At 75.2% G+C, this 15,405-nt stretch carries 15 protein-coding genes and 1 pseudogene; 13 read left to right on the top strand and 3 right to left on the bottom strand.

Features of this window, described 5'->3' with window-relative positions; all coding sequences use genetic code 11:
* Window positions 1-766: PaaX family transcriptional regulator C-terminal domain-containing protein (locus tag NH342_RS10335; RefSeq protein WP_253014447.1), on the bottom strand; the 766-nt coding region annotated here is incomplete at its 3' end.
* A 157-nt stretch (window positions 767-923) separates the two neighbouring features.
* On the opposite strand from NH342_RS10335, the pseudogene NH342_RS24515 reads away from it, so the two are divergent.
* The 13 genes and pseudogenes from NH342_RS24515 to NH342_RS10275 all read left to right on the top strand — a co-directional run.
* Window positions 924-1,640 (top strand): annotated as a pseudogene (locus NH342_RS24515) (ABC transporter ATP-binding protein); the annotation flags it as partial.
* Window positions 1,620-2,489 (top strand): ABC transporter ATP-binding protein, encoded by an 870-nt coding sequence (locus NH342_RS24510; protein ID WP_374209427.1) that lies wholly within the window; start codon window positions 1,620-1,622, stop codon window positions 2,487-2,489. The pseudogene NH342_RS24515 and the gene NH342_RS24510, both read left to right, overlap by 21 nt.
* Window positions 2,486-3,379, top strand: coding sequence for a branched-chain amino acid ABC transporter permease (locus tag NH342_RS10325; RefSeq protein WP_253014443.1), 894 nt, complete (start codon window positions 2,486-2,488; stop codon window positions 3,377-3,379). Before NH342_RS24510 ends, NH342_RS10325 begins: the two co-directional genes overlap by 4 nt.
* The gene (locus NH342_RS10320; protein ID WP_253014441.1) at window positions 3,372-4,499 is read left to right on the top strand and encodes a branched-chain amino acid ABC transporter permease; all 1,128 of its coding nucleotides are present in this window, start codon (window positions 3,372-3,374) and stop codon (window positions 4,497-4,499) included. Before NH342_RS10325 ends, NH342_RS10320 begins: the two co-directional genes overlap by 8 nt.
* The gene (locus NH342_RS10315; protein WP_253014439.1) at window positions 4,496-5,749 is read left to right on the top strand and encodes an ABC transporter substrate-binding protein; all 1,254 of its coding nucleotides are present in this window, start codon (window positions 4,496-4,498) and stop codon (window positions 5,747-5,749) included. Before NH342_RS10320 ends, NH342_RS10315 begins: the two co-directional genes overlap by 4 nt.
* Window positions 5,750-5,752: 3 nt before the next feature.
* A complete protein-coding gene (locus NH342_RS10310) occupies window positions 5,753-7,252 on the top strand; it encodes a class I adenylate-forming enzyme family protein (RefSeq protein ID WP_253014437.1) in 1,500 nt (499 codons plus the stop codon).
* Entirely contained in the window at window positions 7,249-7,992 is a 744-nt protein-coding gene (locus NH342_RS10305) for an IclR family transcriptional regulator (RefSeq protein WP_253014435.1), read from the top strand. The genes NH342_RS10310 and NH342_RS10305 overlap by 4 nt, the downstream gene beginning before the upstream one ends.
* 101 nt (window positions 7,993-8,093) lie before the next feature.
* Window positions 8,094-9,029: a PDR/VanB family oxidoreductase gene (locus tag NH342_RS10300; RefSeq protein ID WP_253014433.1), complete on the top strand. Its 936-nt coding sequence runs from the start codon at window positions 8,094-8,096 to the stop codon at window positions 9,027-9,029.
* A gap of 10 nt (window positions 9,030-9,039) precedes the next feature.
* Window positions 9,040-10,236, top strand: a complete 1,197-nt coding sequence (locus NH342_RS10295; RefSeq protein ID WP_253014431.1) for a cytochrome P450 — start codon at window positions 9,040-9,042, stop codon at window positions 10,234-10,236.
* Between the two features lie 97 nt (window positions 10,237-10,333).
* Window positions 10,334-11,410, top strand: a complete 1,077-nt coding sequence (locus NH342_RS10290; RefSeq protein ID WP_253014429.1) for an aromatic ring-hydroxylating dioxygenase subunit alpha — start codon at window positions 10,334-10,336, stop codon at window positions 11,408-11,410.
* Window positions 11,411-11,418: 8 nt separating this feature from the next.
* Window positions 11,419-11,697: a hypothetical protein gene (locus tag NH342_RS10285; RefSeq protein WP_253014427.1), complete on the top strand. Its 279-nt coding sequence runs from the start codon at window positions 11,419-11,421 to the stop codon at window positions 11,695-11,697.
* Complete coding sequence (locus NH342_RS10280; RefSeq protein WP_253014425.1) at window positions 11,694-12,620, top strand: PDR/VanB family oxidoreductase; 927 nt, start codon at window positions 11,694-11,696, stop codon at window positions 12,618-12,620. The genes NH342_RS10285 and NH342_RS10280 overlap by 4 nt, the downstream gene beginning before the upstream one ends.
* A 2-nt stretch (window positions 12,621-12,622) precedes the next feature.
* Window positions 12,623-13,354: an IclR family transcriptional regulator gene (locus tag NH342_RS10275; RefSeq protein WP_253014423.1), complete on the top strand. Its 732-nt coding sequence runs from the start codon at window positions 12,623-12,625 to the stop codon at window positions 13,352-13,354.
* Here NH342_RS10275 and NH342_RS10270 read toward each other — a convergent pair.
* Both NH342_RS10270 and NH342_RS10265 read right to left on the bottom strand, forming a co-directional pair.
* Window positions 13,332-14,945: a diguanylate cyclase gene (locus NH342_RS10270; RefSeq protein ID WP_253014421.1), complete on the bottom strand. Its 1,614-nt coding sequence runs from the start codon at window positions 14,943-14,945 to the stop codon at window positions 13,332-13,334. The two genes, NH342_RS10275 and NH342_RS10270, sit on opposite strands and share 23 nt — an antisense overlap.
* Before the next feature lie 121 nt (window positions 14,946-15,066).
* Window positions 15,067-15,366, bottom strand: coding sequence for a hypothetical protein (locus NH342_RS10265; protein WP_253014419.1), 300 nt, complete (start codon window positions 15,364-15,366; stop codon window positions 15,067-15,069).
* Window positions 15,367-15,405 lie beyond the last annotated feature (39 nt).

Genomic DNA, 15,405 nt, shown 5'->3' with positions numbered 1-15,405 from the left:
CCAGGGCCTCGCGCGCCCGGCGGTAGGCCGCGGTGCTGGCCGCGGCCGGCCAGTCGGGGCCCAGGTGCTCACCGGGCAGGCCGGGGTCGGTCTGCAGCAGGTGCAGCCAGTCGGCCCCCAGCAGCGTGAACTGGGCCATCGACCCGGCCACCCGCGGCGGGCGCACCCAGGTGCGGACGAACCAGGTGTGCGCGTCGCGCACCGCCGGCACGTCCCACGCCCGGTGCACCAGGGCGGCGACGTCGGTGCCGGGCAGCGGCCGGGCGGAGAAGGCGTCGGCGAGCCCGGCGGCGTCGGTCAGCGGGGCGAGGACGGCGGCGACGTCGACGGTGCCCGGCGCCAGCCACAGCCCGTCGCGGACCCCGCCGAACCCGGCCCAGGTCAGCGCGGCACGCACCCGGTGCCGCAGGTCCCGGCGGCTCTCGGGGACCGAGTAGCTCAGCAGCGTCCACTCCTCGGCCGGGTGCTCGAACGGCGTGGGGGAGCTGACCCGGCGGTCGGCCCGGCGCAGCACCGCCTCGATGCGGGGGGTCAGGGCGTACTCGGCCGTGCGGCCGACCTGGCCGCGCTCGAGCAGGCCGCGCTGGGTCATCCGCTGCAGGGTCGCCCGGCCGGCGGCCTCGGCGACCCCGAGGTCGGCGAGCAGGTCCAGCAGCACCGACGACGGCAGCGGGGGCAGGCCCTCGTCGAGCACCAGGGAGCCCAGGAAGTTCAGCAGCAGCGTCTGCGGGCGGTGCGCCGGTGCGCCGCCCTCGGGCCCGTCCATGTGCCTCCCTGTCGCCGCCGGGTCCCGCAGATCCCAGCACATCACGAACTGGCATCGGAAACCTAGACAGGTTCTTGACGCACGTCTACATCCTCTCTAGCTTTCCCGTGACCTGGACCACCTCGTCCGATCCCGAAGGACCGTGATGTCCCCACCGCTGCTGTCCGTCGAGCACCTCGACGTCGTCTACGACGGCACGATCACCGCGCTGTCGGACGTCTCCCTCGTCGTCGAGCCCGGCCAGGTCGTCGCCGTGCTGGGCTCCAACGGCGCCGGCAAGACCTCGCTGCTACGGGCGGTCTCCCGCTCCCTGCAGCCCTACGGCGGCACCGTCACCGGCGGCACCGTCCGCTTCGCCGGCGAGGACCTGGCCGGCCGGGACGCCGCCGACGTCGTGCGCCGCGGCCTGGTGCAGGTCCCCGAGGGACGGCGGATCTTCCGCGACCTCACCGTCGCCGAGAACCTCCGCGCCGGCGGCTACACCGTCAAGGACGCGAAGGCGCGCGCCGCGGCCCGCGACCGGGTGTTCGACCTCTTCCCGATCCTGGCCGAGCGGCGCGACCAGCCCGGCGGCCTGCTCTCGGGCGGCCAGCAGCAGATGCTCGCCATGGGCCGGGCGCTCATGGTCAGCCCGCAGCTGCTGCTGCTCGACGAGCCCTCCCTCGGCCTGGCACCCCTGCTGGTCGACCAGATCGGCGAGATCGTCACCGAGATCAACGAGCAGGGGACGGCGGTGCTGCTGATCGAGCAGAACGCGGTCATGGGCCTGCGCGTCGCCGACGCCGCCTACGTGCTGGAGACCGGCCGGGTGACCGCGTCGGGGACCGCCGACGAGCTGTCGGCCAGCGACGAGGTGCGCGAGCGCTACCTGGGTGCGGCCGCCCCCGTCGTCGCCGGTGCCGCGGTGACCGGCGAGCCCGCGATCCCCACCGCCGAGCCGCCGCAGCAGCTGCGCGTGGAGGGCCTGACCGTCCGCTTCGGCGGCATCACGGCGCTGTCCGAGGTCTCCTTCACCGTCGAGCCGGGCACCGTGCACGCCCTCATCGGCCCCAACGGCGCCGGCAAGTCCACGCTGGTCAACGTCCTGGGCGGCGCCTACCGGGCCACCGAGGGGAGCGTGCACTACGGCGACGCCGAGCTGACCGCCCTGCGCTCGGACCGGGTCGCGGGTCTCGGCGTGGCCCGCACCTTCCAGAACATCTCCCTGGCCCTCGAGGACACCGTCGAGGACAACCTGCTGGTCGGCCGGCACCGGCTGATGCGCCGCGGCCTGCTGCCCGGCGCGCTGAAGCTGCCCGGCGCCCGCCGGGAGGAGCGCGAGCACCGGGAGACCGTCGCCGGCATCGCCGAGCTGCTGGGCATCGCGCACCTGCTGCGCACCCCGGTGCACACGCTGGCCTACGGCGACCGCAAGCGGGTGGAGATGGGCCGCGCGCTGGCCGCCCGGCCCTCGCTGCTGCTGCTCGACGAGCCGGTCGCCGGCATGACCCACGGGGAGAGCCAGGACATGGCCGAGACCATCCGGCAGGTCCGCCGCGACCTGGGCCTGTCGATCGTGCTGGTCGAGCACGACATGCCCTTCGTCATGGGCCTGGCCGAGCAGGTCACGGTCCTGGACTTCGGCAAGAAGATCGCCGAGGGCACGCCGGCGCAGGTGCAGCGCGACCCCGAGGTGCTGCGGGCCTACCTCGGAGCTTCCGCAGGAGAGGGCACAGCCGCATGAGCTACTTCCTGGAGCAGGTGCTCAACGGGCTGTCCTACGGCCTGGTGCTCAGCCTCATCGCCGCCGGGTTCGCCATCGTGTTCACCTCCACCGGCGTGCTGAACTTCGCGCACGGCTCGGTGGTGCTGCTGGGCGCCTACCTGGTCGCCGTCCTGCACGACACCATCGGCTTCTGGCCCGCGGTGCTCGTCGGGCTGGCCGGCGCGGCCGTCGTCGGCGTGCTGATCAACGCGCTGCTGGTGCGCAACCTCGCCGACCCCAACCCGGGGACGGCGGCGATCCTCATGCTCGGCGTGGACATCGTGCTGCTCACCGAGCTCACCCGCCGGATCGGCAACCAGGTGCTCACCCTGGGTGCGCCGTGGGGCGCCTCGGTGGTGCGGCTGGGCGACATCACGCTGCCCACCGGCCGGGTGCTCGCCGCCGGCGTCACGCTCGTCGCCTTCGGTGCGCTCTGGTACCTGTTCTCCCGCACCGACCTGGGCGTGGGCATGCGGGCCGCGGCCGCCGACGGCCCCACCGCCTCGCTCATGGGCATCCGGCTGTCCCGGACGGCGGCCACCGGCTGGGCGCTGGCCGGCATCCTCGCCGCGGTCGCCGGCATCTTCCTGACCTCCTTCCCCGCCCCGGGCGTCGCGCCGACGGTCGCGCTCAGCGCGTTCGCGGCCATCCCGGCCTGGGTGCTGGGCGGGTTCGACTCCGTGCCCGGCGCGGTGGTCGGCGGCCTGCTGATCGGCCTGACCAGCGCGCTGGTCACCGGCTACGAGTCCGACCTGGAGCCCTTCCTGGGGTCGGGGTTCGGCGAGGTCGCGCCCTACGTCGTGATGATCGTCGTCCTGCTCGTGCGGCCCTCGGGCCTGCTGGGCAGCAAGGAGGCCGTCCGTGTCTGACGCCCCGCGCAAGGTCGTCGGCCTGGTGCTGCTGCTGGTCGCGCTGGCGCTGCCGTTCGTGCTGAGCGACTTCTGGCTGCAGACCGGCCTGTTCGTGATGGCCACCGCCATCGGCGCGGTCGGTCTGACCCTGCTCGTCGGGGTCGCCGGCCAGCTGTCCCTGGGCCACGCGGCCTTCGCCGCGATCGGGGCCTACGTCTACGCCTACACCACCGGCGAGTCGACGACGACGGTGGAAGGCCTGGGCCTACCGCCGCTGCTGGGCCTGGTGCTGGCCGCGCTGGTCGCCGCCGGGGTGGGCGCGGCGTTCTCCCCGGTCGCCGGCCGGCTGCGCGGCATCTACCTGGGCCTGGCCACGCTGGGGCTGGTCTTCGTCGTCCGGCACCTGCTGGTCAACCTCGACTCCTGGACCGGCGGGTTCGTCGGCCGGTCGGTGGAGCCCTTTGCCGTCGGCGGGTTCAGCTTCAGCAACCGCGACCCCGACTACCTGGCGGTCGCCGGCGTGGAGTTCGAGGGCCTGCACCGGCTCTGGTACCTGTTCCTGCTGCTCGCCGTCGCGGCGATCTGGCTGGCCGCCAACATCCGCGGCGGCCGCACCGGACGGGCCTGGGCCAACGTCCGGGACTCCGAGACCGCCGCGGCCGCGATGGGCGTCGGCGTCGCCGGGGCCAAGCGATCGGCGTTCGTCGTCTCCTCGGCCTACGCCGGGGTGGCCGGCGCGATGCTGGCGCTGGCCTACGGCCGGGTCGCCCCCGACGTGTTCAGCCTGACCGCGTCGGTGGACTACCTGGTCATGATCGTGCTCGGCGGGCTCGGCTCGGTGGCCGGCGCCGTCGTCGGGGCGGTCTTCGTGACCTCGCTGCCGCTGGTATTGGCCCAGTACAGCTCGGCCCTGCCCTTCCTCGCCGCGCCCGGTTCGGGCGGCCTGGACCCCTCCACCGCGTCCCGGATCGTCTACGGGCTGGCGATCATCGCCGTCCTGGTGTTCCTGCGCGGCGGCCTGGCCGGCGGTGCCCGCCGGCTGCGCGACCGGCTCCGGCCGGCACCCCCTGCTCCCGTCCCACCCGCCGACCGCCCGGTCGCCGGGGAGCCCTCCCGGTCGAAGGAGACCACCCGATGAAGCACCGCGTCCGCGCAGCCACGCTCGCCGCCGCCGCCCTGGCGCTGGCGGCCTGCAGCACCACCGCCCCGACCGCCTCCGGCGGAGGAGGTGGGGACGACGTCACGACCGGCAACGGCGTGACGGACGACGCCATCACCATCGGCATGCTCACCGACCTCTCCGGGCCCTTCGCCGCCGGCGCCGCGGTGCAGGTGACCGAGACCCAGGCCTACTGGGACCAGGTCAACGCCGACGGCGGGGTCTGCGACCGCGACGTGACCGTCGACGTGCAGGACCACGGCTACGACCCGCAGCGCGCGGTGACGCTCTACCGCTCGATGGCACCCGACGTCATCGCCCTGCAGCAGGTGCTCGGCGGCCCGACCAGCGCCGCGGTGCTGCCGCTGGCCGAGCAGGACTCCGTGTACGTGGGCGGCGTGGGCTGGGCCGGGTCGGCGCTGGCCTACGAGAACAACCAGCTGCCCGGTGCGTCCTACGCGATCCAGGGGGCCAACGCCGTGGACTACCTGGTCGACGAGCTGGGCGTGGCCGAGGGCTCCTCCATCGGCGTCGTCTACTTCACCGGGGACTACGGCGGCGACGCGCTGGCCGGCGCCGAGCACGCGGCCGACGAGCGGGGGCTGCAGGTCGTGGCCCAGGAGATCACCTCCCAGACCACCGACCTGTCCGCGCAGGCCTCCGCGCTGGCCCAGGCCGGGGTCGCCGGCGTCGTGCTGGCCGCCGCGCCCACCCAGCTGGCCTCGCTGGCCGGCGTGCTGTCCGCGCAGGGCGCCGACGTGCCGATCATCGGCATGAACCCGACCTTCAACCCCTCGCTGCTGGGCACCCCGGCCGCGGACGCGCTGCTGGCCAACGTGTACTCGATCACCGCGGAGTCGCCCTACGACAACCCCGACTCGGCGGGCGTGCAGGCGGCCAACGAGCTCTACGCCTCGGCCGACCCGCAGGGTGCGCTGGGCTGGGAGGTGCCGCTGGCCTACGTGCAGGCCGAGCTGCTCAAGCAGGCGCTCGACGGCGCCTGCGAGGCCGGTGACCTCACCCCGGAGGGCGTGGTGGCGGCCTTCCGCGACGGCGGCACGGTCGACACCCAGGGTGTGCTGCCCGACGACCTGGACTTCTCGGAGCTGGGCCAGTCCCCGACCACCACGGTGTTCATCTCGCGGGTGAGCAACGAGGCCGAGGCCGGCCTGGAGCTGCTGGACCAGATCAGCGGGCCCAGCGCCGAGTCCTTCTCCTACGGGAGCTGACCGGTGCCCGCACTCGTGACCAGCGAGCTGCGGGCGCCGGCGACCGGCCCGGCGGACGGAGTCCTGGGTGACGTCCTCCGCCGGGCCGTCGACCGGGGGCCGGACGACGTCCTGCTCTCGACCCCGGCGACCGGCGAGCGCTGGAGCGCGGCGCAGCTGCTCGCCGATGCGACCTCCCTCGCCGCGGGCCTGCTCGCCGCGGCCGGTCCCGGGGCGCGGGTGGCCACCTGCCTGGCCAACGGGCCGGCACCGGTGCTCGTGCAGCTCGGCGTCGCGCTGGCCGGGCAGACCCTGGTGCCGGTCAACCCGCGGTCCCGCCCGGCCGAGGTCGAGCACGCGGTCGCCCTCTCGGGGGCGTCGCTGGCCGTCGCGGACCTGGGGACGGCGATGGCCGGGCTGCCCGTGGTGGAGGACTGGCGCTCGCTGCTGGCCGACCCCGTCGAGCTCCCGGTCGTCGACCCCGGCTCGCTGGCCCAGGTGCAGTTCACCTCCGGCACCACCGGGCGGGCCAAGGGCGTGCGGATCACCCACGCCGGGATGGTGGCGACCGGCGCCGCGTTCGCCGAGCGGCTCGGGCCGTCGGCCGGGCGGGTGTGGTGCAACCCGATGCCGCTGTTCCACACCGCCGGCAACGTGCTCGGCGTGGTGGGGGCGCTGTGGGCCCGGGCCGACCACGTGGTGCTGCCCTTCGCCCCGGCCGCGGTCCTGGACGTCCTCGCGTCGTCCCGGGTCACGATGCTCTCGGCCGCGCCGACGCTGCTGGACCTGATGGTGGCCGAGGGCGTCCCCGACCTGCCCGACCTGGCGGTGCTGTTCACCGGCGGGATGACCGTGACGCCGGCCTTCGTCGACCGGGTGGAGGCCGCGTTCGGTGCGCGGCTGGCCACCACGTTCGGGATGACCGAGACCTGCGGGTGCGCGCTGATGGCCGGCCCGGACGACCCCGACGAGGTGCGCCGGGGCACCGTGGGCGGGCCCATCGCGGGCACCGAGGTGCGCATCGCCGGCCCGGACGGCGCCCCGGTGCCGGTGGGGGAGACCGGCGAGCTGTGGGTGCGCGGCGACCGCATCACCGACGGCTACCTCGACGACCCGGTGGCCACCGCGGCCGCCATCGACGCCGAGGGCTGGCTGCACACCGGCGACCTGGCCACGGTGTCCGCGGCCGGGGGCTGCCAGGTGACCGGCCGGCTGAAGGACATGCTCAAGACCGGCGGGGAGAACGTGTCCCCGGTCGAGGTCGAGGAGACCCTGGTCGAGCACCCCGGCGTGGCCCGCGCCGCCGTCGTCGGCCGGCCGGACGAGCGGTGGGGCGAGCTGGTGGTGGCCTTCGTCGTCCCGGTCGCCGCCGACGTCGACCCGGCCGAGCTGGAGGCCTGGTGCCGCGAGCGGCTCTCGCCGTTCAAGGTCCCGCGCCGCTGGCACGTCGTGGACGATCTGCCCATGACGGCGTCCGGGAAGGTGCAGCGCGCCCTGCTGCGCACCACCGCCGCGGAGGGATGACCCGGTCGCGGTCCACCGTCGCCCGGGTGGTGTCGGTGGTGGAGGCCTTCCGGCCGGGGGAGACCGTCCTCGGGGTCTCCGAGATCGCCCGGCGGTCGGGGTTGCACGTGGCGACGGCGTCCCGGCTGGTCGCCGAGCTGGTGGAGCTGGGCCTGCTGCGCCGGGAGAGCGACCGCCGGGTGGGGCTGGGCCTGCGACTGTGGGAGCTGGGTGCCCGGGCCTCGCCGGCGCTGTCGCTGCGCGAGGTGGCGATGCCGCTGATGGAGGACCTGCACGCCGTCGTCGGCCAGCACACCCAGCTCGGCGTGCTGGACGGCGACGAGGTGCTGTTCCTGGAGCGGCTCTCGGCACCGGGCGCGGTCGTCAACTACACCCGGATCGCCGGCCGGCTGCCGCTGCACGCCTCGTCGTCCGGCCTGGTGCTGCTGGCGCACGCCTCGCGGGACCTGCAGGAGCGCACCCTCGCCGGGCCGCTGCGCACCTTCACCTCGGCGACGATCGGGACGGCGGCCCGGCTGCGGTCGGTGCTGGACCAGGTGCGCCGCGAGGGTGTGGCCTTCTGCCCGGGGCACATCCACCCCGACGCGTGCGGGATCGCCGTCCCGGTGCGCGACCCGGCCGGGGCCGTCGTGGCCGCGCTGGCGGTGATCGTGCCCAACGACGCCGACGCGCGGGCGCAGGTGCCGGCGCTCCGGGCGGCGGCGCGGGGCATCGGCCGCCAGCTCCCGTCGTCCCGTTGACCATGCAGAACCGCAACGCCGCCACGCAGGTGCACGGCTGTTCTCTCGCTGGATGAGAACGGCATGGCCCCGGTCACTGCCCGGCCGCCACGATCCCGTCCATGACCACCGCCGCCCGCTCCACGGTCCGGGTCGCCGCCAAGCAGCGGCTGGCCGACGGCGTCGTCGCGCTGACCCTGGTCGACCCGGACGGCGCCCGGCTGCCGGACTGGACCCCCGGCTCGCACGTGGACCTGGTGCTGCCCACCGGCGACACCCGGCAGTACTCCCTGTGCGGGGACCGCTGGGATGCCCACACCTACCGGGTCGCCGTGCTGCGCGAGCCCGCCGGCCGGGGCGGGTCGGCGTGGGTGCACGACGAGCTGGCCGTCGGCGACCTGGTCGGCCTGGGCGGGCCGCGCAACCAGTTCCGCCTGGCGCCCGCGCCCCGCTACCTGTTCCTCGCCGGCGGCATCGGGATCACCCCGCTGCTGCCGATGGTCGACGCCGCCCGCCGGCTCGGCGCGGACTGGCGGCTGGTGTACGGCGGGCGGACCCGCGCCTCGATGGCCTTCCTCGACGAGCTGGACGACGACCGGGTGACCGTCTGGCCGCAGGACGAGCGCGGCCTGCTCCCGCTGGGCGACCTGCTCACCGGCCTGGACGACGGCACCCGGGTGTACTGCTGCGGCCCCGCCCCGCTGCTGGACGCGGTGGAGGCCGCCTGCCCGCCGGGGCTGCTGCGCACCGAGCGGTTCGTCGCCCGCGAACAGGGCGCCCCGGTGCGCGACGAGCCGTTCACCGTCGTCCTGGACCGCACCGGCGCCGAGGTCGTCGTGACGCCCGACGTCAGCGTGCTGGAGGCGGTGCGCGCCGCCGGGGCCGACGTCCTGTCCTCGTGCCGCCAGGGCACCTGCGGCACCTGCGAGACCACCGTGCTGGCCGGCGACCCCGACCACCGCGACTCGGTCCTCGACGAGGCCGAACGGGCCGCCGGGGACTGCCTGCTCGTCTGCGTGTCCCGCTCCCGCGGTGACCGCCTGGTGCTCGACCTGTGAAGGGGACCCGATGACCGCCGTGCTGCCGACCCTGGACCTGGACCCCTTCGACCCCGAGGTGCTGCGCGACCCGCTGCCCGCGCAGGCCGCGTTGCGCGACGCCGGCCCGCTGGTGCGGCTGCCGCGGTACGACACCTGGGCGATCGCCCGCTACGCCGAGGTGCACGCCGCGCTCAGCGACTGGCAGTCCTTCGAGTCCTCGGCCGGTGTGGGGCTGACCAACTTCCGCACCGAGACCCCGTGGCGGCCGCCGTCGCTGCTGCTGGAGGCCGACCCGCCGCACCACGACGCACCCCGCGCCGTCCTGGCGAAGGTGCTCGGGCCCCGGGCGCTGCGCACGCTGCGGGCCGACTGGCTGGCCGACGCCGAGGCGCTGGTCTCCGACGTCCTCGGACAGGGGTCGCTGGAGCTGGACGCCGTCCCCGCGCTGGCCGCGGCCTTCCCGCTGCGGGTGTTCCCCGACGCGGTCGGGCTCGGGAAGGACGGCCGGGAGCACCTGCTGCCCTACGGCGACCACGCCTTCAACGCCTTCGGGCCCACCGACAACCCGCTGGTGCTGGCCGGCAACGCCTCGATGCCCGCGCACGCGGGCTGGGTCGGGCAGCAGTGCGAGCGGGAGGCCCTGGCCCCGGTCGGCTTCGGTGCCGACATCTGGGCCGCGGCCGACCGCGGCGAGCTCACGCACGCGCAGGCCCCGCTGGTGGTGCGGTCGCTGCTCACCGCCGGGGTGGACACCACCGTGCACGGCATCGGCGCGGTGCTGCACGCCCTGGCGGTCACCCCCGGCGCGTGGCAGCTGCTGCGGGAGCGGCCGGAGCTGGTGCGGGTGGCCTTCGACGAGGCGGTGCGCTGGGAGTCCCCGGTGCAGGCGTTCTTCCGGACGACGGTGCGCGACGTCGGGGTGGGGGACGCCGTCGTCCCGGCGGGGGAGAAGGTGCTGGTCTTCTTCGCCGCGGCCAACCGGGACCCGCGACGGTGGGCCGACCCCGACGCCTTCGACCTCACCCGCGACCCGTCGGGCCACGTGGGGTTCGGCATGGGCATCCACCAGTGCGTGGGCCAGCACGTCGCCCGGCTGGAGGCGGAGTCGCTGCTGACGGCGCTGCTGGCCCGGGTGTCCTCGCTGGAGCTGGCCGGGGACCCGGTGCGGCACCTGAACAACACCCTGCGGTCCTGGGAGTCGCTCCCCCTGCGCCTGGTCTGCTGAGCAGCACCTTCCGCATCGTGGAAGTCGTCTTCTGCAGCCCCGGTGATGCGGCTCACCATGGTGTACGTCACCGCCGACGACCCCGGGAGGGACCCGCATGACCTCGATCGTCCGCAACCAGTGGTACGTCGCCGCCTACGGGCGCGAGATCGGCCGGGAGGTCTTCGGCCGCACCATCTGCGGGGAGTCGATCCTGTTCTGGCGGCGCGAGGACGGCACCGTCACCGCGATGAGCGACCGCTGCGTGCACCGCCGCTTCCCCCTGAGCGAGAAGCCCTCCCACCTCGTGGGCGACACCGTCGTCTGCGGCTACCACGGCTTCACCTACGACGCCGACGGGAAGTGCGTCGCCGTCCCCGGCCAGACCCGGGTGCCGCGCACCGCACGGCTGAAGAGCTACCCGGTGGTCGAGCAGGACTCCTTCATCTGGGTCTTCATCGGCGACGACGACCGGTCGGACTCGGTGCCGATCCCGCGCGCCCCCTGGCTGGACCAGGAGGGGTACACGACGGTGAGCGGCATGGAGCCGCTGGCCGCCCGGGCCAGCCTGCTGGTCGACAACCTCATGGACCTCAGCCACGAGACCTACCTGCACGGCGGCTACATCGGGACCCCCGAGGTCGCCAACACCCCGATCACCACCGAGGTCGACGAGGACGCCCAGGTCGTCTACGTCTCCCGGCACATGGACGACGCCGACTGCCCGCCCTTCTACGCGAAGTCCACCGGCATCGACGGCCGCATCGTGCGCTGGCAGGACATCGAGTTCCACCCGCCGTGCCTGTACCTGCTGCACAGCCGGGTCGCCCCGGTCGGCGTGCTGCCCGACGAGGACGGCACCGACCCCGACGGCTTCCACGTCGAGGTGGTCTACGCCATCACCCCGGAGACCGAGCACTCCACGCACGACTTCTGGGCCGTCGCCCGGGACTTCGCGCTGGAGGACGAGGGCGTCAGCGACTTCCTGCGCGAGAGCAACCGCACCGTCGTGCTGCAGGACGTCGTCGCGCTGGACGCCCTGGAGCGGGTGCTGGCCGGCGAGCCGGACGGCTACCAGGAGCTGTCGATCAACATCGACACCGGTGGCCTCGCCGCGCGCCGGATCATGGCCGCGCAGGCCGCCGCCGGTGCCGAGCAGGTCCCCGACTCCCCGGCGACCCTCGCGTCGCGGTGAGCCGCCCGATGACGGAGACCGTCGCGCCGACCCGGGTGCTGGACGGCGACCGCGTCACCCGGGTGGCGTGGCTGCCCGGCAGCGACCGGTTGCTGGGGGAGTGCTCGTGCGGCGCCCGCGCCGAGGGCGGTGACCCGATCGGCATGTGGGAGTGGCTGCTGGCCCACCCCGACCACCCGGCCCGGGTGGCCGAGCCCGACGCCGGCGCCCCGGTCGACCACGTGCCCCCGCCGCACCGGGTGCTGCGCCCCGAGCAGGCGGCCGGGCCGCGGACCCCGCTGCGGTGAGCGAGCAGGAGCTGCGTCTGGTCGTCGCCTCCCGGACCGACGGGGCCGAGGGCGTCGTCGTCCTGGAGCTGGCCGACCCCGGCGGTGCCGAGCTGCCCGCCTGGACCCCGGGCGCGCACGTCGACCTGGTGCTGACCGACGACCTCACCAGGCAGTACTCCCTGTGCGGCGACCCGGCCGACCGGACGCGGTACCGCATCGGCGTGCTGCGCGAGCCGGCCGGCCGGGGCGGGTCCGCGCACGTGCACGACCGGCTGCACCCCGGTGACGAGGTCTGCGTGCGGGGCCCCCGCAACCACTTCGAGCTGGTCGAGGCCCCGCGCTACGTCTTCGTCGCCGGGGGCATCGGGATCACCCCGATCCTGCCGATGGTGGCCGCCGCGCGGGCCGCCGGCGTCCCCGCCGAGGTGCACTACGGCGGCCGCAGCCGCCGGTCGATGGCCTTCCTCGAGGAGCTGGAGGGGCACACCCTGCACCCGCAGGACGAGGTCGGGCTCATCGACCTCGACGCGGTGCTGGGCGACCTCGACCCCGGCACGCTGGTGTACTGCTGCGGCCCCGAGCCCCTGCTCGCCGCGGTCGAGGAGCGGGTGACGCCCGAGGTGCTGCACCTGGAGCGGTTCACCCCCAAGGACGTCGGGGACCCGGTGCGCAGCGACGCCTTCGAGGTCGAGCTGTCGCTGAGCGGGAAGACCCTGACCGTGCCGCCGGACCGCAGCATCATGGCGGTGCTGCGGGAGAACGGCGTCGAGGTGCTCAGCTCCTGCGAGGAGGGCACCTGTGGCACCTGCGAGACCGGGGTGCTCGAGGGGGAGGTCGACCACCGCGACTCGCTGCTCACCCCGGCCGAGCAGGCCGCCAACGACGTCATGTTCGTGTGCGTCTCCCGCGCGGCGTGCCCGAGGCTCGTGCTGGAGTTGTAGGCGTGCGGACGGCGAACACCAAGCTGCTCGCCGTCCTCGACGCCTTCACCCGGGAGCGGCCGCGGCTGACCCTGTCCGAGATCGCCCGCGCCGTCGGCGTCCCGCTGCCGACGGCGCACCGGCTGGTCGGTGAGCTGTCGTCCTGGGGCGGGCTGGAGCGCGACGAGGACGGCGGCTACCGCGTCGGCCTGCGGATCTGGGAGCTGGGCGCGCTCGCCCCCCGCGGGCTGGGTCTGCGGGAGGCGGCCCTGCCGTTCATGGAGGACCTGTACGAGGTCACCCACGAGAACGTGCAGCTGGCCGTCCGCGAGGGCCACCAGGTGCTGTTCGTGGAGCGGTTCGCCGCGCGCGGGGCGGTCACCGTGCTCACCCAGGTCGGCGGCCGGTTCGCCCTGCCCCCGACCGGGGTGGGCCTGGTGCTGCTGGCGCACGCCCCCACCGAGGTGCAGGACGCCGTGCTGGCCGGCCCGCTGGAGCGGCACACCCCGCACACGGTGACCGACCCGGTCCGGCTGCGCCGGCTGCTGGCCGAGGTCCGCCGCACCGGGCACGCGGTCAGCGACCGGCAGGTCACCGACGACGCGGTGTCGGTCGCCGCGCCGGTGCGGCAGGGGGGCGCGGTGGTGGCGGCCCTGTCGATCGTGGTGCGCGGGGACTCGGCGGGCGTCGTCCGGCCCTACGTCAACGGCGTGATGGCCGCCGCGCGGGGGATCAGCCGGTCGCTCGGGGAGTGAGCGCGTCGCGCGGGCCGACCACCCGGTCCCGGCCGGTGCGCTTGGCCTCGTAGAGCCGCGCGTCGGCGCGGCCGAGCAGCTCGGGGGTGTCCAGCGGCAGCGGGTCGGGGCTGCCCGCGGCACCGATGCTCACCGTGACCGGCAGCGCGCCGACCAGGTGGCCCCACTGCGTGTGCGCGATGCCGTGCCGCAGCTGCTCGAGCACCGCGGTCGCCCGGCCGATCTCGGTGCCGGGCATGACCAGCAGGAACTCCTCGCCGCCCATCCGCGCGGCGAAGGCCTCGTCGCCGACGGTGGCGGCGACGGCCTCCAGCACCCGGGCGACCTGGCGCAGCACCTCGTCGCCGACCTCGTGGGAGCAGGTGTCGTTGATCCGCTTGAAGTGGTCGAGGTCGACCAGGCCGACCGACACCGGGCGGCGCCCGGCGGCCGCGGCCAGCAACGCGGGGAGCTGCTCGTCCAGGTGCCGGCGGTTGTACAGGCCGGTGAGGGCGTCGCGCAGGGACAGCTCGCGGTAGCGGCGGCTCTGCTGGCGGGCCTCGGTGGCCTCGTACATGGCCTGCAGGGTGCGGGCGCGGGCCTCGCGCTGCTCGGACTGCAGGGCCAGGGCCTCGTCGGCGTACCGCACGTGCTCGGCGTAGGCGGCCTCGAAGTCACCGGCGTCGGCGTGCAGCGCGGCCTGCTCGCGGCGGGCCCGGATGCGGACGGCGGTCAGGCCGTGCCGCTCGCAGCGCCGCACGCACTCCTCCAGCGCCGCCCGGGCGTCACCCAGCCGGCCCCGTGCCCGTTGCACCTCCGCGAGGGTGAGCAGGAAGTCCGCGTCGGCGCCCGCCTCGGCCGAGGGCGAGCGCAGCGTCGACCCGGCCCCGGGCCGCAGCGCCTGCTCGGCCTCCTCGAGGCGGCCCAGACCCAGGTAGACCCGGCCGATGGTGTCGCGGGTGGCGAGGTCGGTCTCGACGCCGTGGTCGGACTCCATCGCCTGCAGCCGGAGGACGGCGGCCAGCGCCGTGGTGTGCCGCCCCGCCAGCGAGGCGGTGTAGGCGCTGTTGTTGAGGATCTGGGACAGCCGGGCCACGTCGCCGAGCTGCTCGGCGAGCACCAGGACCTCGGCGTAGCGGTCCTGCGCACCGGCGTCGCCCTGCAGGCCGAGGCAGTCGGCCAGCCGCTTGCGGTGGTCGATGCGCACGGCCACGGGGACGTCGTCGTCGAGCAGGTCGACGGAGTGCACCGCGTGCTCCAGCGCCACCGACAGGTCGCCCAGCTCCTGGAAGACCGCGGCCAGCAGGTGGTGCGTGCGGGCCTGCAGGAACCGGGACCGGTGCTCGGTGGCCCACCGCAGCACGGCCTGGGCGGTGGACCCGGCATCGGCCAGGTCGCCGCGGCGGCGGCCGACGTCGGCGGCGACGAGGTCCGCGCGCAGGGCGAGCTCGGTGAGGTCGAGCGCGCGGGCCGCGGTGGCGGCCCGCTCGGCGGCGTCCCGGACGCCGTCCAGGTCGGCGTCGGGACGGGACAGCACCTCGAGGTCGCCGACCGCCGCCTCCACGACGGCGCGCGGCGACCCGTCGGGTGGTCGCAGTCGGCCGGGGTCCACGTCGTCCCTTCGTCGCAGGGGGACCCGAGGTTGAGCCCGGTCCGGTGGCGCCCACCCGGACGGGTGGGTGTCGTTACCTTGCCACTCCCGGGGACGGCGCCCGGTCCGGCCAGCGGCAGGGTCAGCGGGCCGGGCGCACGAAGGAGTTGAGCTGGCCGGTGACCACCCGGGGGAAGGTCTCGAACGCCGCGGCCCGCTCCGGTGAGGCGTTGTAGACGGACTCGACCTCGCGGAAGCGGTCCTCGTCGCCGTCCAGGGCGACCGACCACACGAAGGCGTCGTTGGCCTCGTCGACCCACGCCTCCAGCACCCGGAACCCGTACTGCTCCCGGACGGGGAGGATCGAGGGGAACCAGGCGACGAAGTCGGCCATCCGGCCGGGCTCGACGGAGTAGCGGCGCAGCTGCACGGTGGTGGTCACCGCGCCGAGTCTGCCGGGGTCCGACGGGTCGGGTTCACT

It is taken from the genome of Klenkia sp. PcliD-1-E, from assembly GCF_024124375.1.
Classification (GTDB): Bacteria; Actinomycetota; Actinomycetes; order Mycobacteriales; family Geodermatophilaceae; genus Klenkia.
This window is presented reverse-complemented; position numbering and strand designations above follow the sequence as displayed.

Bases quoted from the DNA above. Each gene is read 5' to 3' on its own strand.
- NH342_RS10325 (WP_253014443.1), top strand. From the start codon at position 2,486: ATGAGCTACTTCCTGGAGCAGGTGCTCAACGGGCTGTCCTACGGCCTG.
- NH342_RS10315 (WP_253014439.1), top strand. From the start codon at position 4,496: ATGAAGCACCGCGTCCGCGCAGCCACGCTCGCCGCCGCCGCCCTGGCG.
- NH342_RS10305 (WP_253014435.1), top strand. From the start codon at position 7,249: ATGACCCGGTCGCGGTCCACCGTCGCCCGGGTGGTGTCGGTGGTGGAG.
- NH342_RS10300 (WP_253014433.1), top strand. From the start codon at position 8,094: ATGACCACCGCCGCCCGCTCCACGGTCCGGGTCGCCGCCAAGCAGCGG.
- NH342_RS10295 (WP_253014431.1), top strand. From the start codon at position 9,040: ATGACCGCCGTGCTGCCGACCCTGGACCTGGACCCCTTCGACCCCGAG.
- NH342_RS10290 (WP_253014429.1), top strand. From the start codon at position 10,334: ATGACCTCGATCGTCCGCAACCAGTGGTACGTCGCCGCCTACGGGCGC.
- NH342_RS10285 (WP_253014427.1), top strand. From the start codon at position 11,419: ATGACGGAGACCGTCGCGCCGACCCGGGTGCTGGACGGCGACCGCGTC.